Annotated in this window: 20 protein-coding genes, 1 tRNA gene and 1 riboswitch; of the genes, 7 read left to right on the top strand and 14 right to left on the bottom strand. The window is 69.9% G+C overall.

Translation table 11 applies throughout. The annotated features are described in order from the left end of the window. Positions 1–45 precede the first annotated feature (45 nt). Positions 46–495, bottom strand: a complete 450-nt coding sequence (locus tag ACVNF4_RS01360; protein ID WP_461800748.1) for a hypothetical protein — start codon at positions 493–495, stop codon at positions 46–48. Positions 496–727: 232 nt separating this feature from the next. Here ACVNF4_RS01360 and ACVNF4_RS01365 point away from each other — a divergent pair, with 232 nt between their 5' ends. Continuing rightward, the gene (locus tag ACVNF4_RS01365) at positions 728–2266 is read left to right on the top strand and encodes an alginate lyase family protein (protein ID WP_461800749.1); all 1539 of its coding nucleotides are present in this window, start codon (positions 728–730) and stop codon (positions 2264–2266) included. Here the strand turns inward: ACVNF4_RS01365 and ACVNF4_RS01370 are convergent. The 5 genes from ACVNF4_RS01370 to ACVNF4_RS01390 all read right to left on the bottom strand — a co-directional run bounded on the left by ACVNF4_RS01370 (position 2236) and on the right by ACVNF4_RS01390 (position 7229). Continuing rightward, positions 2236–3666: a DUF445 domain-containing protein gene (locus tag ACVNF4_RS01370; protein ID WP_461800750.1), complete on the bottom strand. Its 1431-nt coding sequence runs from the start codon at positions 3664–3666 to the stop codon at positions 2236–2238. The genes ACVNF4_RS01365 and ACVNF4_RS01370 overlap by 31 nt on opposite strands. A gap of 102 nt (positions 3667–3768) precedes the next feature. After that, the gene (locus tag ACVNF4_RS01375; protein WP_461800751.1) at positions 3769–4572 is read right to left on the bottom strand and encodes a DUF1707 SHOCT-like domain-containing protein; all 804 of its coding nucleotides are present in this window, start codon (positions 4570–4572) and stop codon (positions 3769–3771) included. Between the two features lie 32 nt (positions 4573–4604). After that, positions 4605–5570 (bottom strand): ABC transporter ATP-binding protein, encoded by a 966-nt coding sequence (locus ACVNF4_RS01380; protein ID WP_461800752.1) that lies wholly within the window; start codon positions 5568–5570, stop codon positions 4605–4607. Between the two features lie 2 nt (positions 5571–5572). Next, positions 5573–6337, bottom strand: coding sequence for an ABC transporter permease (locus tag ACVNF4_RS01385; RefSeq protein ID WP_461800789.1), 765 nt, complete (start codon positions 6335–6337; stop codon positions 5573–5575). 91 nt (positions 6338–6428) lie between these two features. Next, on the bottom strand, positions 6429–7229 hold the full coding sequence (locus tag ACVNF4_RS01390) for an ABC transporter permease (protein ID WP_461800753.1): 801 nt from the start codon (positions 7227–7229) through the stop codon (positions 6429–6431). A gap of 308 nt (positions 7230–7537) precedes the next feature. Between ACVNF4_RS01390 and ACVNF4_RS01395 the strand changes: the two genes are divergently transcribed. Further along, positions 7538–9985: a transglycosylase domain-containing protein gene (locus ACVNF4_RS01395; protein ID WP_461800754.1), complete on the top strand. Its 2448-nt coding sequence runs from the start codon at positions 7538–7540 to the stop codon at positions 9983–9985. Between the two features lie 77 nt (positions 9986–10062). On the opposite strand, the gene sugE is transcribed toward ACVNF4_RS01395, so the two are convergent. The 3 genes from sugE to ACVNF4_RS01410 all read right to left on the bottom strand — a co-directional run bounded on the left by sugE (position 10063) and on the right by ACVNF4_RS01410 (position 11308). Beyond that, a complete protein-coding gene (gene sugE, locus ACVNF4_RS01400; protein ID WP_461800755.1) occupies positions 10063–10383 on the bottom strand; it encodes a quaternary ammonium compound efflux SMR transporter SugE in 321 nt (106 codons plus the stop codon). Between the two features lie 33 nt (positions 10384–10416). Then, a riboswitch (guanidine-III (ykkC-III) riboswitch) is annotated at positions 10417–10494 on the bottom strand. Between the two features lie 74 nt (positions 10495–10568). Further along, positions 10569–10871: a GroES family chaperonin gene (locus ACVNF4_RS01405; protein WP_355873574.1), complete on the bottom strand. Its 303-nt coding sequence runs from the start codon at positions 10869–10871 to the stop codon at positions 10569–10571. 98 nt (positions 10872–10969) lie between these two features. Then, positions 10970–11308 (bottom strand): DUF3618 domain-containing protein, encoded by a 339-nt coding sequence (locus ACVNF4_RS01410; RefSeq protein WP_461800756.1) that lies wholly within the window; start codon positions 11306–11308, stop codon positions 10970–10972. 126 nt (positions 11309–11434) lie between these two features. Here ACVNF4_RS01410 and bcp point away from each other — a divergent pair, with 126 nt between their 5' ends. Both bcp and ACVNF4_RS01420 read left to right on the top strand, forming a co-directional pair. After that, positions 11435–11902 carry a thioredoxin-dependent thiol peroxidase gene (gene bcp, locus ACVNF4_RS01415; protein WP_461800757.1) on the top strand — a complete coding sequence of 156 codons (468 nt, stop codon included), beginning with the start codon at positions 11435–11437 and terminating at the stop codon, positions 11900–11902. Positions 11903–12035: 133 nt separating this feature from the next. Beyond that, positions 12036–12119 (top strand) — tRNA-Leu (locus ACVNF4_RS01420). 48 nt (positions 12120–12167) lie between these two features. On the opposite strand, the gene rdgB is transcribed toward ACVNF4_RS01420, so the two are convergent. The 4 genes from rdgB to ACVNF4_RS01440 form a co-directional block, all read right to left on the bottom strand. Then, positions 12168–12770, bottom strand: a complete 603-nt coding sequence (rdgB, locus tag ACVNF4_RS01425) for an RdgB/HAM1 family non-canonical purine NTP pyrophosphatase (RefSeq protein WP_461800758.1) — start codon at positions 12768–12770, stop codon at positions 12168–12170. Positions 12771–12919: 149 nt separating this feature from the next. Continuing rightward, a complete protein-coding gene (locus ACVNF4_RS01430; protein WP_461800759.1) occupies positions 12920–13327 on the bottom strand; it encodes a hypothetical protein in 408 nt (135 codons plus the stop codon). A gap of 149 nt (positions 13328–13476) precedes the next feature. Next, positions 13477–14214, bottom strand: coding sequence for a ribonuclease PH (gene rph / locus ACVNF4_RS01435; RefSeq protein WP_461800760.1), 738 nt, complete (start codon positions 14212–14214; stop codon positions 13477–13479). A gap of 112 nt (positions 14215–14326) precedes the next feature. Next, positions 14327–14560 carry a glucose PTS transporter subunit EIIB gene (locus tag ACVNF4_RS01440; RefSeq protein ID WP_461800761.1) on the bottom strand — a complete coding sequence of 78 codons (234 nt, stop codon included), beginning with the start codon at positions 14558–14560 and terminating at the stop codon, positions 14327–14329. 127 nt (positions 14561–14687) lie between these two features. Between ACVNF4_RS01440 and ACVNF4_RS01445 the strand changes: the two genes are divergently transcribed. Continuing rightward, the gene (locus ACVNF4_RS01445) at positions 14688–15977 is read left to right on the top strand and encodes a PTS transporter subunit EIIC (protein ID WP_461800762.1); all 1290 of its coding nucleotides are present in this window, start codon (positions 14688–14690) and stop codon (positions 15975–15977) included. 118 nt (positions 15978–16095) lie between these two features. Then, positions 16096–17352: a PTS transporter subunit EIIC gene (locus ACVNF4_RS01450; protein WP_461800763.1), complete on the top strand. Its 1257-nt coding sequence runs from the start codon at positions 16096–16098 to the stop codon at positions 17350–17352. 100 nt (positions 17353–17452) lie between these two features. Here ACVNF4_RS01450 and ACVNF4_RS01455 read toward each other — a convergent pair whose 3' ends face one another. After that, on the bottom strand, positions 17453–18205 hold the full coding sequence (locus tag ACVNF4_RS01455) for an MBL fold metallo-hydrolase (protein ID WP_461800764.1): 753 nt from the start codon (positions 18203–18205) through the stop codon (positions 17453–17455). A gap of 348 nt (positions 18206–18553) precedes the next feature. On the opposite strand from ACVNF4_RS01455, the gene ACVNF4_RS01460 reads away from it, so the two are divergent. After that, on the top strand, positions 18554–18955 hold the full coding sequence (locus ACVNF4_RS01460) for a type II toxin-antitoxin system PemK/MazF family toxin (protein ID WP_461800765.1): 402 nt from the start codon (positions 18554–18556) through the stop codon (positions 18953–18955). The last annotated feature ends 2 nt before the right edge of the window (positions 18956–18957 follow it).

An 18957-nucleotide genomic window follows, 5' to 3' on the forward strand; every position in this document is an offset into this window, starting at 1 on the left:
GAGAACACCTCGCACGCCGAGAACACCTCACCCGCCGAGGCCGCCTCACGCACCGGTCGTCGACCCCGGCCGCACGATCATCAGGACCGTCACCGTCGCCCACAGCAGGTTGAACACCCCCGTGAACATGCCGAGTCGGACGGTCGTCCGGACGTTCCCCCCGCCCTCGACGAGCACCTCCTGCCGCGGCAGCACGAGGACGACCAGCACGAGCGCGGCGGCGACCGTCAGCGCCGTCGAGACGATCAGCCACGTGTCCCCCATCACCCCCATCGCGCTCGCCGTGGCGAACCCGAGCACCGGCACCGCGATGCCGATCCCCGCGTACACGCGGCAGATCCGGTGCAGGAGCCGTACGGAGGACCGCGCCTGTTCGTCCTCCGGTGCGGTCAGCGCCTTGCGGGCGGCGGGCGGGAACATGCTGGCGGCGACGGTGACCGGACCGACGGCGACGATCGCGGCGAGGACGTGCAGGGCGAGGAGGAGCTTGGTCATAGGGCGACCGTAGGAGGGGCACCGATCTTGCAGAAGTGGCGGAACTGACAGGGGTCGACGGATTTCCGCCAAACCGCCCCCACCGAACCGGAGGGCCTTGAGCCGGAGAGCCCTCAAGCAGCCGGAGAGCTCCCAAGTAGTACGGGTACTACGGGCCCCGCCCTTCACCCCTCCCCTCCCCTCCCCTCCCCACTTTTCGTTATCGCCCCCACCCCCACCCCGTCTCCCCCACATGCACCTCACCCGACGCACCCTCCTCAAGACCACCGCCCTCACCGCGACCACCCTCACCGGAGCCACCGCCCTCACCCTCCCCACCGTCACCCCGGCGACCGCCGCCCCCACCGCCTACGCGCACCCCGGCCTCCTGCACACCACCGCCGACCTCACCCGCATGGCCGCCAAGGTCAAGGCGGGCAAGGCCCCCTACACCGCCGGCTACGCGAAGCTCACCGAGAACCGCCACTCCCAGACCACCTGGAACCCCAACCCCCAGCAGACGGTGTACCGGGGCGAAGGCCACCCGCAGAACTACAGCATCCTCTACAACGACCTCCACGCCGCCTACCAGAACGCCCTGCGCCACCACGTCAGCGGCGAGGAGGAGCACGCCGCGACAGCGGTGCGCATCCTCAACGCCTGGTCGGGCACGCTCACTTCACTCAAGGGCTCCGCCGACCGCTTCCTCGCCGCCGGTCTCTACGGCTACCAGGCCGCGAACGCCGCCGAACTGGTCCGCGACCACCCGGACTTCGAGCTGGACCGGTTCCGCACGATGCTCACCGAGATCTTCGCGCCGATCAGCGACAACTTCCTGGCCCAGCACAACGGCGCCGTCCTCACGAACTACTGGCCCAACTGGGACCTGACCGCCATGGCCTGCGTCCTCGCGACCGGCATCTTCTGCGACGACAAGGCCCAAGTCGCCCGCGCCGTCGACTACTTCAAGAACGGCGCCGGACTCGGCGCCGTCCGCAACGCGATCCCGGTCGTGCGCGACGACGGCCTCGCCGAATGGCTGGAGGCCGGCCGCGACCAGGGCCACTCCCTGCTGGGCGTCGGCCTCATGGGGACCGTCTGCGAGATGGCCTGGAACCAGGGCATCGACCTGTACGGGTACGACGACAACCGGTTCCTGAAGGGCGCCCAGTACGTCGCGAAGTGGTGCCTGGGCGAGTCCGTCCCGTACACCCCCAACACCCGCGCGAAGGGCGCGATCGGCGGCTGGTCCGGCAAGGAGACCGTGTCCGCCGCAGCCGGCATCAACCCCGACATGACCCGCCCGGTCTGGGCGATGATCGCCAACCACTACACGAAGCGCCGCGGCCTCGACGCCTCGTACGTCACCCGCATCGCCGCGAAGTCGGCCCCCGAGGGCGGCGGCGGTGACTACGGCCCCAACAGCGGCGGCTTCGACCAGCTCGGCTTCGGCACCCTGACGTTCACCCGCGACAAGGCCACGGGCCGAGAGGCAGCGGGTGCGGGCGGTCGGCAGCCGCAGACCGACGCCGCGAGCCCGGCCCCCGCGCCGGCCTCAGCCGACACCAGCACCCAGGGCACCGGCACGAACACCGGCGCCCGATCCGACTCCACCGGCCTCGCCGCCACCGGCTCCGCCTCCGACCTCACCGCCTGGGCCGCCGCCACCGGCGTCACCGCCCTGGCTGGCGGCTTCCTCCTCCTGCGCCGCCGCACCAGGAACCGCACCCTCCAGACGGCCACCTCGCAGCCCGGCACCCCTCAGCCCCCCACCGCCCGCGACACCGTGTAGATCAGCACCCCGGCGAGCGCCCCCACCACCGTCCCGTTGATCCGGATGAACTGAAGGTCCCGCCCGATGTGCGCCTCGATCTTCCGCGTCGTGTGCTCCGCGTCCCATCCGGCCACGGTGTCCGTGATCAGGGACGTGATCTCCTTGCGGTACGTCGTCACGACGTGCACGGCCGCCCCCTCGACCCACCCGTCCACCTTCCCCTGGACGGACGGTTCGGCAGCCATCCGCGTGCCGAGCGACAGCAGCGCGGCCCGCACCCGCAGCCGCAGCTCGCTGCGCTCGTCCTCGGCGGCGGCGACGATCATGGAGCGGACGGCGGTCCAGGCGGAGGCGATGAGGTCCTGGACCTCGCCCCGGCCGAGCACCTCGGTCTTGAGCCGCTCGACCCGCGCGCGGGTGTCCGTGTCGGACTGGAGGTCGGCCGCGAAGTCGGCGAGGAAGCGGTCGAGGGCGCCGCGCGCGGGGTGCGAGGGCATGTCCCGCATCTCGGTGACGAACCGCAGCAGCTCCTTGTAGACGCGCTCACCGATCCGCTTGTCGACGAACCGGGGCGTCCAGCCGGGCGCCCCGCCCTCGACGGCGTCCATCACGGAGTCGGCGTGCAGCACCAGCCAGTCGTGCGCCCGCGCCACCACCAGGTCCACGGCGCGTCTGTGGCCGCCGTCGGCGACGATCTTCTCCAGCATCTTCCCGATGCCGGGGGCGATCTCCTGGGCGTCCGCGCGGCGCGTGATCGCCTCGCCGACGACCGCCTGGACGTCGGAGTCGCGCAGGACGGCGAGCGCGCCGCGCAGGGCGGTGGCCAGCTCGGCGGTGACGCGGTCGGCGTTCTGCGGTTCGGCGAGCCAGTCGCCGAGGCGGCTGCCGATGCCGACGGAGCGCAGCCGCTCCCGTACGACGTCCTCGGAGAGGAAGTTCTCGCCGACGAACTCGCCCAGGGACACGCCGAGGGCGTCCTTCTTGGTGGGGATGATCGCCGTGTGCGGGATGGGCAGGCCCATGGGGTGGCGGAAGAGGGCGGTGACGGCGAACCAGTCGGCGAGCGCGCCGACCATGCCGGCCTCGGCGGCGGCGGCGACGTAACCGGCCCAGGCGCCCGCGCCCTCGTGGGAGGCCCACTTCGCGAGCACGTAGACGACGGCCACGAACAGCAGCAGCCCGGTCGCGGTGAGCTTCATCCGCCGCACCCCGCGCCGCCGCTCCTCGTCGGCCTCGGTGAAGGCGGTCATGGTGCGGTACGACGGCGCGGAACGCCAGGAACCGCCCGCACCCCCAGCCCTCTCCCCACGCCCAGAAACCCCCGCACCCCCGGCCCCGTCAGGCCCCCGCACACCCTCGGCCTCTTCGACGCCTCCCACCCGCTCAGCGTCCCCCGCGTCCACTCCGCTGCGTTCCATAGGCTCCACCCGCTCGGCGATCTCCTCCCCATTGTCCTTCTTGCGTCCTTCTTGCCACTCGAACGGAAGAGGAGTCCCCGATGGTTCCCACCACCCCCGCGATCACTCGCGCGGGTGACCCTCCCGCCGGTCCCGCCGCTCCCGGTGGTCCCCCAGCAGGTCGCGCATCGGGTCGCGGTGTCCCTCCAGCATCCGGTGATGCCCGCCCCCACGCCGCTCTTCCCGCCGCTCCGCCCTCAACTGCCGCCGCTCCTCGCGCCGCTCCAGCTTCTCCTGCCGCAGCGCCGCCTTCGTCCGCTTGCGCTCGATGTCGACGGCGCCCCAGAACGCGAACCCGTTGACCACGACACGCGGCGCACCCGGTCCGGCGGGTGCGCCGCTCTCCTTGTGGCTGAAGTCCCCCATGACCCCGATCCCCTTGGAGACGATCTCCACCCCGGGCGGCACGGTGATCTCGATGCCGCCCATGATCGCGACGCAGTTGATCTCGACCTCCCCGGCCGAGAAGTCCGCCTCGCGCAGGTCGATGTCCCCGCCGCCCCAGAAGACGAAGCAGTTCAGCCGCCGGGGCACGGTCCACCGCCCCTTGCGATCGAAGCCCGACATGACGGCGACGGCCCAACTCGGCTTGTCGTGCCCGCCGCCGATCACCTGCCCCGTCCAACTCCCGTCGACGGGCGGCTCCTTGACGAGGTTCACCGGAGCCTGCGGCACCCCGCCGGGGGTCGGCAGATCACGGGTGATCGGCGCCAACTCGCCGTACGTGCGCGCCTTGTAGGTCGTCTCCAGGCGTTCCTCGAACTCCTCCATGTCGAGGCGGCCCTCCGCGAGGGCGTCCCGCAGGACCTCCGCGACGCGTTCGCGGTCGGCGTCCGATGCACGCAGTTCCGGGGCGTTGTCGCTCATACGGCCAGCCTACGAGGAACAGACGTACGGCACTATGCGGTGGCCCTGTCGGCATACATTTTCGCGATCACCGCCTCGATGTCCGGCTCCCTCACCGACAGGTCCACCAGCGGATACTCCCCCGCGATCCGCGCGACCAACGGCGCGGCCGATGCGGACGCCGGGAACGCGAGCCACTGCCGTACGCCGTCCACGCGGACGACGCGGGCGGACGGTCCGGCGTCGAGGGGCGGGAGTTCGCGTTCCAGGTCGACGACGAGGACGCGTTCGCTCTCCCCCGCCTCGTGCAGGCCGGTGAGGGGACCGTCGTACATCATGCGGCCGTGGTCGATGACCATCACGCGCTTGCAGAGCTGCTCGATGTCCTGGAGGTCATGGGTGGTGAGCAGCACCGTCGTCCCGCGTTCGGTGTTCAACTCCCGCAGGAACTCCCGGACTTTCGCCTTGGAGACGACGTCGAGGCCGATGGTCGGCTCGTCGAGGTAGAGGACGTCGGGGTCGTGCAGAAGGGCCGCCGCGATGTCGCCGCGCATCCGCTGGCCGAGGGAGAGTTGGCGGACCGGGCGGTCCAACAGGTCGCCGAGGTCGAGGAGTTGGACAAGGCGGTCGAGGTTGTCGGCGTAACGGGCGTCCGGGATGCGGTACATGCGGTGCATCAGGCGGTACGAGTCGATGAGGGGGAGGTCCCACCAGAGCGTCGTGCGCTGGCCGAAGACCACGCCGATGCGGTGGGCGAGGCGGGTGCGTTCGCGGGACGGGTCGATGCCGGCGACGCGCAGCCGGCCGCCGCTCGGGGTGAGGATGCCGGTCAGCATCTTGATGGTCGTCGACTTCCCGGCGCCGTTCGGGCCGATGTAACCGACCATCTCGCCGCGCGCGACGGTGAACGTCAGCGAGTCGACCGCGCGGACCTGGGAGCGTTCGCGCCGCAGGAAGCCGGTCTTCCTGCGGACGTCGAACACCTTCTCCACGCCGTCGACTTGGATGAATTCGGTCACGGTCAGCTCCCTGTGCTCCGGTACGTCCGCAGGCCCGCGCGCCACACGGCTCCGGCCGCGGCGCAGCACAGCGCGGCGACCAACGGCGGTGCCCACGCGGCCCCTTCGGGCAGCCCCAGCGGGTAGGGGCGGCCCAACACATGTGACGCGGGCACCCAGTTGACGAACGCCAGCGGGAGGACGAACGTCACCCCGCGCACCAGGTCCTTGGCGAACACGGTCGGCGGGTACTGGAGCATCGTCCCCCCGCCGTAGGTGAACGCCGCCTGCACCTCGGACGCGTCCTCCGCGACGAACTGGAAGGCGCCGCCCGCGACGAACACCGCCGAGAAGATCGCCCCGCCGGACAGGATCGTCACCGGCACGAGGAGGAGCTTCTCCAGGGTCCAGTCGATGTCGAGCGCGGTAAGCGCGTACACAAAGATCAGCGCGCCCTGCGTGATCCGGCTGAGCCGGCGCAGCGCGAACCGGTCCGCCGCGACCTGCGCGAGGACGGGGGCGGGCCGGACGAGGAGGGTGTCGAGGGAGCCGTCGCGCACCCGGCTGCCGAGGCGGGCGACCGAGCCGATCGCGAGGTCCGCGATGCCGAACGACATGCCCGCGAGGCCGTAGATGAAGGCCACCTCGGGCAGCGTCCAGCCGCCGAGGGAGTCGACCTGCGAGAACATCAGGACGATCCCGACGAAGTCGAGGCCGGTCAGCAGCAGGCCGCTGACCAGCGTCATCGCGAAGGACGCGCGGTAGGCGAGGGTGGAGCGCACCCACATGCCGGCGATCAGGAGGTAGGCCCGCACGCCCTCCGTGAACCGGTTGCCGACGCGCGCGCCGGCGTCGTCCGCCGTCCGGATCCGAAGCCGGTCAGCCACCTTGGACCACCACCCTGCGGGTCGCGGCGCCGACCAGGAGGCGGCCGGCGGTCAGGAGGACCAGGGCCCAGGCCGCCTGGAAGGCGAAGACGTGGAGGGCGGGGGTCTTGCCCATGAGGAGGTCGGCGGGCATCTGGAGCTGGGCGGCCCAGGGGAGGGCCTGGACGACGTCGCCGAGGGCGCCCGGGAAGGCGTTGAGCGGGAGGGTCATGCCGGAGCAGAACAGGCCGGTGATCATCATCACCTGGATCGCGCCGGTGCCGTCCATGAGCCAGAAGCCGGTGAGGGCGACCAGAAAGCGGATGCTGAAACTCACCAGCGCCGCCAGGAACAGCGCGACCAGGAACAGCAGCCAGCGCAGCGGGTCGGTGGGCAGGGCCGTCGGGAAGAGCAGGGCACCCACCCCGAACGGGATGACACCCCGGCCGATCAGCTGGAACGCCGCGCGGCCGAGGTCGGCGGCGAGCCACCAGAGCTGGAGGTCGACCGGCCGGTACAGGTCGACGGCGACGTCGCCGGAGCGGATGCGCTCCATCAGGTCCATCTCGATGCCGCCGCTCTGCAAAGCCAGGGTCGCGAACAGGGCCTGGCCGAGCCAGACGTACGTCACGGCCTCCGCCTGGTCGTACCCTCCGAGGTGGGGACGCTCGTCCCACAGCGCGAGATAGGTGTAGACCAGGATCAGGCCGAAAACCGTGTTCGTGAACACCCCTGCGGCAGTCGCCACCCGGTACGTCGCGTACCTTCGGAAACCCCCCGCCACGACGGCCGCGTACAACCGTGCCGGACCCACGGCAACCGGCCTCCTGCTCCTCGTGTTTCCCTGCGTCTGCCTGTGACATTCCTCGCACGGCACCGAAGCGCAGGAGCTTAGTGCGCAGGATCGGTGACGTGCCACGCGTTTTCTTCACCAAAGCGTGCCGATTGCCGGGAACGGTTCGCATGGTGCGAGAGTCTTCAACCCGGGGGCGCGCGAAAATCGAGCACAGCAGGCAGTACGGCAACAGCAGGTAGTACCGCAGCGGTAGTACCTCTGCGGTACTACCGAGAACACGACAGTCCCGCCAGAGCACCAGGCACGCACAGGAGTCCGAGCAACACATGAGCGACGAGCCGCAGCCGCAGCGACCGACCCAGGGGTGGGCACCGAGAGAGCCCCTCGGCGACGCCACGGGCGTCCCGGACTCCCCTGAGGACGGCAAGAAGGCCAAGCGGCCGAAGCGGACCGGGTGGCGACGGCTGATCCCCACCTGGCGCATAGTGCTCGGCACCTTCATCGTCGGCGTCCTCGCCCTCGTCGGCCTGTTCTACCTCGGCTACTCGATGGTCAAGATCCCCCCGGCCAACGCGCTCGCCACCAAGCAGTCCAACCTCTACCTCTACGCGGACGGCACCGAGATCGCCCGCGACGGCGAGATCAACCGCGAGAACGTCACCCTCGCGCAGATCTCCAAGGACGCCCAGCACGCCGTGCTCGCCGCCGAGGACCGCGACTTCTACAGCGAGTCCGCCATCGACCCCAAGGCGATGCTGCGCGCCGGCATCAACACCGCGATGGGCAAGGGCAAGCAGTCCGGCTCCACCATCACCCAGCAGTACGTGAAGAACTACTACCTCGCGCAGGAGCAGACCGTCACCCGCAAGGTGAAGGAGTTCTTCATCTCCATCAAGCTGGACCAGGAGCAGAGCAAGGACAAGATCCTTGAGGGCTACCTGAACACGTCGTACTTCGGGCGTAACGCCTACGGCATCCAGGCCGCGGCCCAGGCGTACTACGGGGTCGACGCGACGGCCCTGACCCCGGCCCAGGGCGCCTACCTCGCCGCGCTGCTGAACGCCCCCAGCGAGTACGACGTCATCGCGCACCCCGAGAACAAGTCGGCGGCGCTGGCCCGCTGGAACTACGTCCTCGACGGCATGGTCAAGAAGGGCTGGCTGGAGCAGTCGAAGCGGACCGGGACGCAGTTCCCGACCCCGCTGGAGTCCAGCGGCGCCGCGACCGGCATGTCCGGGCAGCGGGGTTACATCGTCACCGCCATCAAGGACTACCTCAAGGACAACAAGATCCTCACCGAGGAGCAGCTCGACGGCGGCGGCTACCGCATCACCACCACGCTGGAGAAGGCCAAGCAGGACGCCTTCGTGAAGTCCGTCAACGACAACCTGATGGCCAAGCTCGACAAGAAGAACCGCAAGGTCGACAAGTACGTCCGCGCGGGCGGCGCCGCCGTCGACCCCAAGACCGGCAAGGTCCTCGCGATGTACGGCGGCATCGACTACGTCAAGCAGTACACGAACAACGCGACCCGCCAGGACTTCCAGGTCGGCTCCACCTTCAAGCCGTTCGTCTTCACCTCCGCGGTCGACAACAAGTCCGAGACGCAGGACGGCCGCCTCATCACCCCGAACACGGTGTACGACGGCACCAACAAACGCCCCGTGCAGGGCTGGAGCGGCGGCAGCTACAGCCCGGCCAACGAGGACGACGTCAACTACGGCAACGTCACCGTCCGCACCGCCACCGACAAGTCGATCAACTCGGTGTACGCGCAGATGGCCGTGGACGTCGGCTCCGACAAGGTCAAGGACACCGCGATCGCCCTGGGGCTGCCCCGTAGTACTCCGGAGCTCACCGCCTCCCCCTCGATCGCGCTCGGCGTCGCCACCGGCAGCGTCCTGGACATGGCCGAGGCGTACGCCACCCTCGCCAACCACGGCAAGCACGGCACGTACACCCTGATCGACAAGATCACCAAGGACGGCAGCACCACCATCGACCTGCCCGCCCAGAAGTCCACCCAGGCCGTCAGCCGCGAGGCCGCCGACACCACCACCGCGATCCTTCAGAGCGTCGTCGACAACGGCACCGCCACCGCCGCGCAGGCCGTCGGCCGGCCCGCCGCGGGCAAGACCGGCACCGCCGAGGAGGACCAGGCCGCCTGGTTCGCCGGCTACACGCCCGACCTCGCGACCGTCGTCTCCGTCATGGGCCAGGACCCCGAGACCGCCGCGCACAAGTCGCTGTACGGCGCGATGGGGCTGCCGCGCATCAACGGCGGTGGGGCACCGACCGAGATCTGGGCGCAGTTCATGAAGGACGCGCTGAAGGGGAAGCCGGTCGCCGACTTCGACCTCCAGCTCCAGGACGGGGCGGACGTCGTGCAGGACGTGCCGTCGACGCCGTCGGGCCAGGAGAGCACCGGGCCGGAGAACGGCGGCGAGACGCCGCCCGGCGGGACCACCGGCGGGGGCGCCGACCAGGGCCAGACCCAGGGGGCCGCGCAGGGCGCCGCTCAGGGGGCGGCCAACGGGGGTACTACGGGTGGCGCTGCCACCGGCGGGGGTGCGGCAACCGGAGGTACTCCGGGCGGCGCCACGGGCGGAGACACCTCCACCGGAGCCACCGGGGGTGCGGCGACCGGGGGTACTCCGGGTGGGGCCACGGGCGGAGACACCTCCGCCGGGGCCGGCGGGGATACGTCCACCGGCCCCGGCGGCTCGGCCGGGCCGACGGGTGGCGGGGGTGCCGGCGGGACGCCGGGGACGTAGAGCGGCTGCCGGGTAGTACGGGTATGACGGGGCCGGTCGGCGAGTGCCGGCCGGCCCCGAGGTATTACGGGTGGGGCTCAGTGACCGGAGGTCGCTCTGAGCCCCACCACCGCTATGAGGAGCAGGGCGACGAAGAAGACCCGGGCGGCCGTGGCGGGCTCGCCCAGCGCCGTCATCCCGACGACCGCGGCGCCGGCCGCGCCGATGCCGACCCAGACGCCGTAGGCGGTGCCGATGGGGAGCGTGCGGGCCGCGTAGGACAGCAGGAGCATGCTGGCGGCGATACCGGCGACGGTGAGCAGGCTGGGGACGAGGCGGGTGAAGCCTTCTGTGTACTTCATGCCGATCGCCCAGGCGACTTCGAGCAGACCGGCGAGGACGAGCAGGAACCAGGCCATGACGGCACCTCCGGAGACGTGACTCGGTACGGGGGTGCGTCGTCTTTTCCGCGGTGCTTCTCGGGGTTCCCGGTACGGCGCGTCTCGTCGGGGGTGTTCTCCACGCTAGCAAAGGAACGGCAAAAGGGGCCGGTGACGATGGTCACCGGCCCCTGCCGCTCAGGTACTACGGGGATGCGGTGGGCCTACAGGTACAGCCCCGTGGAGTCCTCCGACCCCTCGAAGCGGTCCGCGGCGACGGCGTGCAGGTCGCGCTCGCGCATCAGGACGTACGCCACGCCCCGCACCTCGACCTCGGCACGGTCCTCGGGGTCGTACAGGACCCGGTCGCCGGGCTCCACGGTCCGGACGTTCTGCCCGACCGCCACGACCTCGGCCCAGGCCAGCCGACGGCCCACCGCCGCCGTCGCCGGGATCAGGATCCCGCCGCCCGAACGCCGCTCGCCCTCACTGCTGTCCTGCCGTACCAGCACCCGGTCGTGCAGCATCCGGATCGGAAGCTTGTCGTGCTGGGTACCGCGCTCGTTACTGTTGCCGCTCACGTATCGAACCTACCTGCCTCGGGGAGACCCGTAAGCCTCAGGTCCTAGTCCTTGCGACGCCGGGTGCCCAGGACGAGGAGGCCGACGACGCCGACGGCCAGGAGGGCGACGGGGACGATGCGGTCGACGCGGGGGGCGCCGTCGTCGTCCGTGAACTTGCTCGTGACGTCGCTCACGACCCGGTTGACCTGGACGTACGCACGTCCGAGGGTGTGGTCGACGTTGGCGACGACCTTGGCCTTGGCGTCCCCGACGACGGTCTTGGGGTGAACCCGTACACCGATCTCGTCGAGCGTCTCGGCCAGCGTCTCGCGGCGGCGCTTGATGTCCGCCTCGATCTGCGCCGGGGATCTGGTGTCCGGCGTGTCCGCAGTGTCCGCCACCGTACGGCCTCCGAAGTCTGCTGATGCGTTGTTCCGCACAGTCTGTCAGTTTCCCGGCCGGGTGCACGGGCAGGGGGCACCCTTGTCGCGTGCCCGTCTCGTCGCGCACCCGGATACGCTGGCCGGATGAGCGAGCGACTCCAGCCCGGCGAACCGGCCCCCGCGTTCACCCTTTCCGACGCCGACGGCAACGAGGTGTCCCTTGCGGACCACAAGGGCCGCAAGGTCATCGTCTACTTCTACCCGGCGGCCCTGACGCCCGGCTGCACCAAGCAGGCGTGCGACTTCACCGACAACCTCTCCCTGCTGGCCGACGCCGGCTACGACGTCATCGGCATCTCCCCCGACAAGCCCGAGAAGCTCGCCAAGTTCCGCGAGCAGGAGTCCCTCCGGGTGACCCTCCTCGCCGACCCCGACAAGGCCGTACTTGAGGCCTACGGGGCGTACGGGGAGAAGAAGCTGTACGGCAAGACCGTCGTCGGCGTCATCCGCTCCACGGTCGTCGTCGACGAGGCGGGGAACGTCGAGCGGGCGCTGTACAACGTGAAGGCCACGGGGCACGTCGCGAAGATCATCAAGGATCTCGGGGTCTGAGGCGTCGAGTCGGCAACTTCCGGCCCGCAGGCCCGCATCGGGGTTCGCCCGGTGCGGGCCGCCGCACGTCCGGCGCATGCCACAAAGGCAGGAGAAGGCGGCGGGCATCTGCCGGTACGATGACGGAGAGCTAGCGGCGGTGGTGCAATGGCGACACAGCAGACTTAGGATCTGTGGCCCTTGATCGGGCTTGAGGGTTCGAATCCCTTCCGCCGCACTCCAACGGCCTGCGAATCGAAGGAATGATTCGCAGGCCGTTTCCGTGCTAGCCGAGCAGCTCCCGCACGACGGGAACGAGCCCCCGAAACGCCTCCCCCCGATGACTGATCGCGTTCTTCTCCGCAGCCGTCAGCTCCGCGCAGCTCCTGTTCTCGCCGTCCGGCTGGAGGATCGGGTCGTAGCCGAAGCCGTTGGTGCCGGTGGGGGTGTGGCGGAGGGTGCCGCGGAGCCGCCCCTCGACGACGCGTTCCGTGCCGTCGGGGAGGGCGAGGGCCGCCGCGCAGGCGAAGTGGGCGCCTCGGTGTTCGTCGGCGATGTCGGCGAGCTGGGCGAGGAGGAGCTCCAGGTTGGCGCGGTCGTCGCCGTGGGTGCCGGACCAGCGGGCGGAGAAGATGCCGGGGGCGCCGTTCAGGACGTCGACGCAGAGGCCGGAGTCGTCGGCGACGGCGGGGAGGCCGGTGGCCTGCGCGAGGGCGTGGGCCTTGAGGAGCGCGTTCTCGGCGAACGTCACGCCTGTCTCCTTGACGTCGGGGACGTCGGGGTAGGCGTCGGCGCCGACCAGTTCGTGCGGCAGTCCGGCTTCGGCGAGGATCGCGTGGAGTTCGGTGATTTTGCCGGTGTTGCGGGTGGCGAGGATAAGGCGGGTCATGGGGGTCAGTATTACGGGGGCCGGGACTTGAGGGTTACGGGGTGCCGGGGCGAGGGCGGGGTGGTGCTCGACGCACCGCGCGCCCTGGAAACCCCGTCCCCCTCAAGTCACCCCCGCCTCAGGTCCCCCCACCTGAAGTCACCCCCGCCTCAGGGCGTGCACACCTTCGTCAGCTCCCCCGCCGCATCCGTCAGCGGACTCAGATCCGGCGTCCTGTCCCCGCTGTCGACCGCCTTGCGGACGTTCGTGACCGCGTCCCGGAGGCTGTCGACGGCCTTGTTGACGTCGGTGTCGTCGGTCTTGTCGCCGAGGCTGTCGAGGTTCTTGTCGATGCCGGCGAGGGATTCGTCGAGCCGGGTGGGGTCGGTGGCGGCGTTCTCCACGGCCTGCTGGAGGTCGGTGACGCTGTCGGCGACGGTCTCGGCGGTCTGGACGCAGTCGAGCGCCTTGTTGACGGCGTCGCACCCCGTCATCGTGAACCCTGTGGTGAGGGCGATCGCCGCGGTGGCGGCGGCAGTGGCGATTCGGCGACCTCGGCGTCGTCGGAGCGCGGCCATGGCGGTGGTTCCTCCCGTGCGTACAGCCTCCGGCTCCTGCCGCGAGGCCCCCGTGTCGGGCTTCCGGTCAGAAGCCCCCTCTGTACTGCCCAAGACGCGAGGAAAAGCGGCACAGTTGCTCCACCGTACCGCCTTCCTTGGTTTCTCCTTTACCTTTCCAGGGCCTGCTCCAGTGCGGCCTTCTGGAGTGCCGCGAGGTCCGCGCAGCCGGAAACGGCCAGATCCAGCAGGGAGTTGAGCTCGTCGCGGGCGAACGGCTCGGCCTCGGCGGTGCCTTGGACCTCGACGAAGCGGCCGTCGCCGGTGCAGACGACGTTCATGTCGGTGTCCGCGCGGACGTCCTCCTCGTAGCAGAGGTCGAGGAGCGGCACACCGCCGACGATGCCGACGGACACGGCGGAGACGGTGCCGACGAGGGGCTGGCGGCCCGCCTTGATCAGCTTGCGGCCCTGCGCCCAGCCGATCGCGTCGGCGAGGGCGACGTACGCGCCGGTGATGGCGGCGGTCCGGGTGCCGCCGTCCGCCTGGAGGACGTCGCAGTCGAGGACGATCGTGTTCTCGCCGAGCGCCTTGTAGTCGATGACGGCGCGCAGGGAGCGGCCGATGAGGCGGCTGATCTCGTGGGTGCGTCCGCCGATCTTGCCGCGGACGGACTCGCGGTCGCCGCGGCTGTTGGTGGCGCGGGGGAGCATGGAGTACTCGGCGGTGACCCAGCCCTCTCCGCTGCCCTTGCGCCAGCGGGGGACGCCTTCGGTGACGGAGGCCGTGCAGAAGACCTTCGTGTCGCCGAAGGAGACGAGGACGGAGCCCTCGGCGTGCTTGCTCCAGCCGCGTTCCAGGGTGACCGGGCGGAGCTGTTCAGGGGTGCGGCCGTCGATTCGAGACATGGTGACGAGCCTATCGGCACCGGCGAAAGGGGCTCCTCCCGGCGTGGGAGAAGCCCCTGGGGGAGCCCCGTAGTACCTGGGGGCGACCCGTAGTACCCGTAGTACCCGAGGCCTACATCATGTCCTCGATGTCCGACGCGATCGGGTCCGCGTCGGTGCCGATGACGACCTGGACGGCCGTCCCCATCTTGACGACGCCGTGCGCGCCGGCGGCCTTGAGGGCGGCCTCGTCGACGAGGTCGGGGTTGATCACCTCGGTGCGCAGCCGGGTGATGCAGCCCTCGACCTCCTCGATGTTCTCGATGCCCCCGAGCCCGGCGACGATCTTCTCTGCCTTGGTGGCCATGTCGGTCTCCTCACGCACAGTTGGCCCAACTTCGCGAGCGATTGTGGCGTGTGTACCGAATGATGGCGTCACAGCTTCCCAATCGTCGAGAACTGGTCTACACCACCTGACAGGCGGTCGCCAATCCATGAGTGCCGACAGTGCAGTGAGCCCGGTCCGCGCCCGCTGGGGCGCGCTGTTCCAGGGCCTTCAGAAAATGGGCCGCAGCCTCCAGTTGCCGATCGCCGTGCTGCCGGCGGCGGGCATCCTCAACCGGCTGGGCCAGCCGGACGTGTTCGGCGACGACGGGCTGGGCTGGACGAACGTCTCGAAGGTGATGGACAGCGCGGGCGGCGCGCTGCTCAACGCGGACCTCGGGCTGCCGCTGCTGTTCTGCGTGGGCGTCGCGATCGGCATGGCGAAGAAGGCTGACGGGTCGACGGCGCTGGCGGCGGTCGTCGGATTCCTCGTCTACCACAACGTGTTGCACAAGTTCCCGAAGGACTGTGCGGCCGGGGCGAAGGCGCTCCCCGACATCGGCTGCCAGGCGGCGGACGGCGGCGTAACCGCTTTCACCTTCCAGAACCCGGGGGTGTTCGGCGGCATCGTGATGGGGCTGCTGGCCGCGTTCTTCTGGCAGCGCTACCACCGGACGAAGCTGGTGGACTGGCTGGGCTTCTTCAACGGGCGCCGGCTGGTGCCGATCATCATGGCGTTCGTGGCGATCGCGGTCGCCGCGCTGTGCCTGTGGGTCTGGCCGCCGATCGGTGACGGTCTGGAGAACTTCAGCGACTGGCTGAACGGGCTGGGCGCGTGGGGTGCCGGGGTGTTCGGGATCGCCAACAGGGCTTTGCTGGTGGTGGGGTTGCACCAGTTCCTGAACGTGCCGATCTGGTTCCAGTTCGGGTCGTACACGAAGCCGGACGGCACGGTCGTGCACGGCGACATCAACATGTTCCTCCAAGGGGACCCGCACGCGGGGCTGTTCACCTCGGGGTTCTTCCCCATCATGATGTTCGCCTTGCCTGCGGCGGCACTTGCGATCGCGCACACCGCAAGACCAGCGCGCCGTAAGGAGGTCGGCGGTCTGATGCTGTCGGTGGCGCTGACGTCGTTCGTCACCGGCATCACGGAGCCGATCGAGTACTCGTTCCTGTTCATCGCGCCGGCGCTGTACGCGGTGCACGCGGTGCTGACCGGTGTCTCGATGGCGGTGACGTGGGGGCTCGGGGTGCATGACGGGTTCAGTTTCTCGGCGGGGCTCATCGACTACGTCATCAACTGGAATCTGGCGACGATGCCCTGGGCGATCATTCCGATCGGGCTCTGTTTCGCCGTCGTCTACTACGTGGTGTTCCGGTTCGCAATCGTCCGGTTCGACCTGAAGACGCCGGGGAGGGAGCCGGAGGAGGAGCGGGAGGACGTCACCAAAGCGTGACCGCGGGTGCCTTAACAGGGGGCTTAACTCATACCTCTCCCCATGCTAGAAAAGGTCTACACCACACACTGGTGTAGACCTTTTTCGCGTCCTCCCCCACCCCTGAAGGAACCTCTCTATGAGCACGGCCGGTGCCGCTCCCACGGCAGAGAAACAAGCCTCGAAAGGCGCGGCCGTGATGGCCGTCATGCAGCGCATCGGCCGCAGCCTGATGCTGCCGGTGGCGGTGCTGCCGGCCGCCGCGCTGCTGGTGCGCCTCGGCAACACCGACATGCTCGGCGACCCCTCATTCCCCGGCTTCCTGACGAAGATCGCCTCCTTCATGGCGGCCGGCGGCAACGCGATCCTCGACAACATGGCGCTGCTGTTCGCGGTCGGGATCGCGATCGGCTTCGCGAAGAAGTCGGACGGCTCGACCGCGCTCGCGGCGGTCACCGGCTACCTGGTCTTCAAGAACGTCCTCGGCACGTTCACGGACAAGAACCTGCCGAAGGTCGCGACGGCCGTGGACGGCAAGGTCGTGATGGTGGACGCGCCCGTCGACGCGAAGGTGCTCGGCGGGGTCGTGATGGGGATCGTCGTGGCGCTGCTCTATCAGCGCTTCCACCGCACCAAACTCCCGGACTGGGCAGGGTTCTTCGGCGGCCGGCGGCTGGTGCCGATCCTCTCCGCGTTCGCGGGTCTGCTGATAGGCATCGTCTTCGGTTACATCTGGCCGGTGTTGGGCGCCGGGCTGCACAACTTCGGTGAGTGGCTGGTGGGTTCGGGCGCGGTCGGGGCCGGGATCTTCGGGGTGATGAACCGGGCGCTGATCCCGATCGGCATGCACCACCTGCTGAACTCGTTCCCGTGGTTCCAGGCGGGCGAGTACCACGGCAAGAGCGGTGACATCGGGCGCTTCCTGGCCGGGGACCCGTCCGCGGGGCAGTTCATGACCGGCTTCTTCCCGATCATGATGTTCGCGCTGCCGGCCGCCTGCCTCGCGATCGTGCACTGCGCGCGGCCGGAGCGGCGCAAGACCGTCGGCGGCATGATGTTCTCGCTCGCGCTGACCTCGTTCGTCACCGGCGTCACCGAGCCGATCGAGTTCACGTTCATGTTCATCGCCCCGGTGCTGTACGCGATCCACGCGGTCCTCACCGGTGTCTCCATGGCGCTGACCTGGGCGCTCGGCATGAAGGACGGGTTCGGCTTCTCGGCGGGTGTGGTCGACTTCGGCCTCAACCTGGGGATCGCCACCAACCCGTGGGGGCTGGTGCTGGTGGGCCTGTGCTTCGGCGCGCTCTACTACGTCGTCTTCCGCTTCGCGATCACGAAGTGGAACCTGCCGACCCCGGGCCGCGAGCCGGAGGGCGAGGACCTGACCAAGGGGTAGTACCTGAGAGGGACAAGAAAGCACCCGGGGCCCTGAACTGCCCCGGGTGCCTCCATGTTCGTCCCCGTAATACCCGTAGAACCCGTACTACCCGTAGTACTCAGATCTCGTACGACGCTCTCGCCGCTGCCAGTTCCACCGGGCCGTCGTACACCGCGCGGGCGTCGGCCAGGTTGACCTGGGGGTCGGTCCACGGAGGGATGTGGGTGAGGACGAGGCGGCGGACGCCCGCCCTGGTGGCCGTCTCCCCCGCCTCCCGGCCGTTGAGGTGCAGGTCGGGGATGTTCTCCTTGCCGTGCGTGAAGGCGGCCTCGCACAGGAACAGGTCGGCGCCTCGGGCGAGTTCGTCGAGCACAGGGGTGACACCGGTGTCGCCGGAGTAGGCGAGCGCCTTGCCCCCGTGCTCCACGCGGATGCCGTACGCCTCGACCGGGTGGGCGACGCGTTCGGTGTGGACCGTGAAGGGGCCGATGTCGAAGGTGGACGGCTTGACCGTGTGGAAGTCGAAGACCTCGCTCATCGAGGACGCCGACGGCGTGTCCGCGTACGCCGTGGTCAGCCGGTGTTCGGTGCCTTCGGGGCCGTAGACCGGGATCGGGTCGCACCGGCCGCCGTCGTGCCGGTAGTAACGGGCCACGAAGTAGGCGCACATGTCGATGCAGTGGTCGGCGTGCAGATGGGTCAGGAAGACCGCGTCGAGGTCGTAGAGACCGCAGTGGCGCTGCAACTCGCCCAGGGCGCCGTTGCCCATGTCGAGAAGCAACCGGAAGCCGTCGGCCTCGACGAGGTAGCTCGAACAGGCCGAATCCGCGGACGGGAACGACCCCGAGCAGCCGACGACGGTGAGCTTCATGATGCAGAAACCTCCGCTGGCGGGAACCGAGGGGACACCGGCGGTCGCCGATGGCGCCGGGGGACCGGATGCCACCGGCTCTGCCGGGTAGTGCCGGCGCCGCCGGACCTCACGAAGGAACCGGAAGGCCGGGAGTGCCGGTGGACCGGGCCCGAAGAGTGCGTGGGAAACGGGCGTCGGGGGTCGTGCGGTCCGTAGAGCGTAAGGCGCAAAACCCCCCTTCGCGCCGTTGCCAGGGGCCGTTGTGGGCGAACTCACCTGCGGTGTCACCGGTTCGGCTGGAAGTGGGGCGCGTGGGGATCGCGAGAGGGCGCGCGGCGGGTGGCGCGCGCCGGTAACGTCGTCCTCATGGACACGTCCTGGTGGCTGGCGCTCGCGGCGGTGGTGCTGCTCGCGCTGGTCGCCACGCTCGTCGACGGGTGGGGTCGGGTGCCCCGGCGGCGGGGCGGCCGTCAGGTGCGGCAGGCGCACGCCGGTCCGCAGCCCTCGGAGATCTGGTGGGCGGACGGGCATCCGTGTCTCGTCCTGACGTCGCACGGGGAGTACGTGACCGTCGCGAGGATCAGCGGGAAGTTCCACGACGGGCGGTCAGGGGTGATTCCGCTGCCACCGGGGGCCGTGGGGGACGCGCAGGGGCGGCCGAGTTTCCTGGAGACCGACGAGTTGCTGGAGGTACCCGTAGGGGATCTGCGGCGCCGGGTCGGGGTGGTGGACCCGGCCCTGTGGGACCAGGTCCGGCACCTGACCTGAGC

The sequence above is a fragment of the Streptomyces sp. S6 genome (assembly GCF_054880855.1).

Bases quoted from the DNA above. Each gene is read 5' to 3' on its own strand.
- bcp (WP_461800757.1), top strand. From the start codon at position 11,435: ATGAGCGAGCGACTCCAGCCCGGCGAACCGGCCCCCGCGTTCACCCTT.
- rph (WP_461800760.1), bottom strand. From the start codon at position 14,214: ATGTCTCGAATCGACGGCCGCACCCCTGAACAGCTCCGCCCGGTCACC.
- ACVNF4_RS01445 (WP_461800762.1), top strand. From the start codon at position 14,688: ATGAGTGCCGACAGTGCAGTGAGCCCGGTCCGCGCCCGCTGGGGCGCG.
- ACVNF4_RS01430 (WP_461800759.1), bottom strand. From the start codon at position 13,327: ATGGCCGCGCTCCGACGACGCCGAGGTCGCCGAATCGCCACTGCCGCC.
- rdgB (WP_461800758.1), bottom strand. From the start codon at position 12,770: ATGACCCGCCTTATCCTCGCCACCCGCAACACCGGCAAAATCACCGAA.
- ACVNF4_RS01370 (WP_461800750.1), bottom strand. From the start codon at position 3,666: ATGGAACGCAGCGGAGTGGACGCGGGGGACGCTGAGCGGGTGGGAGGC.
- ACVNF4_RS01455 (WP_461800764.1), bottom strand. From the start codon at position 18,205: ATGAAGCTCACCGTCGTCGGCTGCTCGGGGTCGTTCCCGTCCGCGGAT.
- ACVNF4_RS01365 (WP_461800749.1), top strand. From the start codon at position 728: ATGCACCTCACCCGACGCACCCTCCTCAAGACCACCGCCCTCACCGCG.
- ACVNF4_RS01360 (WP_461800748.1), bottom strand. From the start codon at position 495: ATGACCAAGCTCCTCCTCGCCCTGCACGTCCTCGCCGCGATCGTCGCC.
- ACVNF4_RS01385 (WP_461800789.1), bottom strand. From the start codon at position 6,337: ATGTGGGTGCGCTCCACCCTCGCCTACCGCGCGTCCTTCGCGATGACG.
- ACVNF4_RS01405 (WP_355873574.1), bottom strand. From the start codon at position 10,871: ATGCTGCACGACCGGGTGCTGGTACGGCAGGACAGCAGTGAGGGCGAG.
- ACVNF4_RS01395 (WP_461800754.1), top strand. From the start codon at position 7,538: ATGAGCGACGAGCCGCAGCCGCAGCGACCGACCCAGGGGTGGGCACCG.
- ACVNF4_RS01440 (WP_461800761.1), bottom strand. From the start codon at position 14,560: ATGGCCACCAAGGCAGAGAAGATCGTCGCCGGGCTCGGGGGCATCGAG.
- ACVNF4_RS01375 (WP_461800751.1), bottom strand. From the start codon at position 4,572: ATGAGCGACAACGCCCCGGAACTGCGTGCATCGGACGCCGACCGCGAA.
- ACVNF4_RS01460 (WP_461800765.1), top strand. From the start codon at position 18,554: ATGGACACGTCCTGGTGGCTGGCGCTCGCGGCGGTGGTGCTGCTCGCG.
- ACVNF4_RS01450 (WP_461800763.1), top strand. From the start codon at position 16,096: ATGAGCACGGCCGGTGCCGCTCCCACGGCAGAGAAACAAGCCTCGAAA.
- sugE (WP_461800755.1), bottom strand. From the start codon at position 10,383: ATGGCCTGGTTCCTGCTCGTCCTCGCCGGTCTGCTCGAAGTCGCCTGG.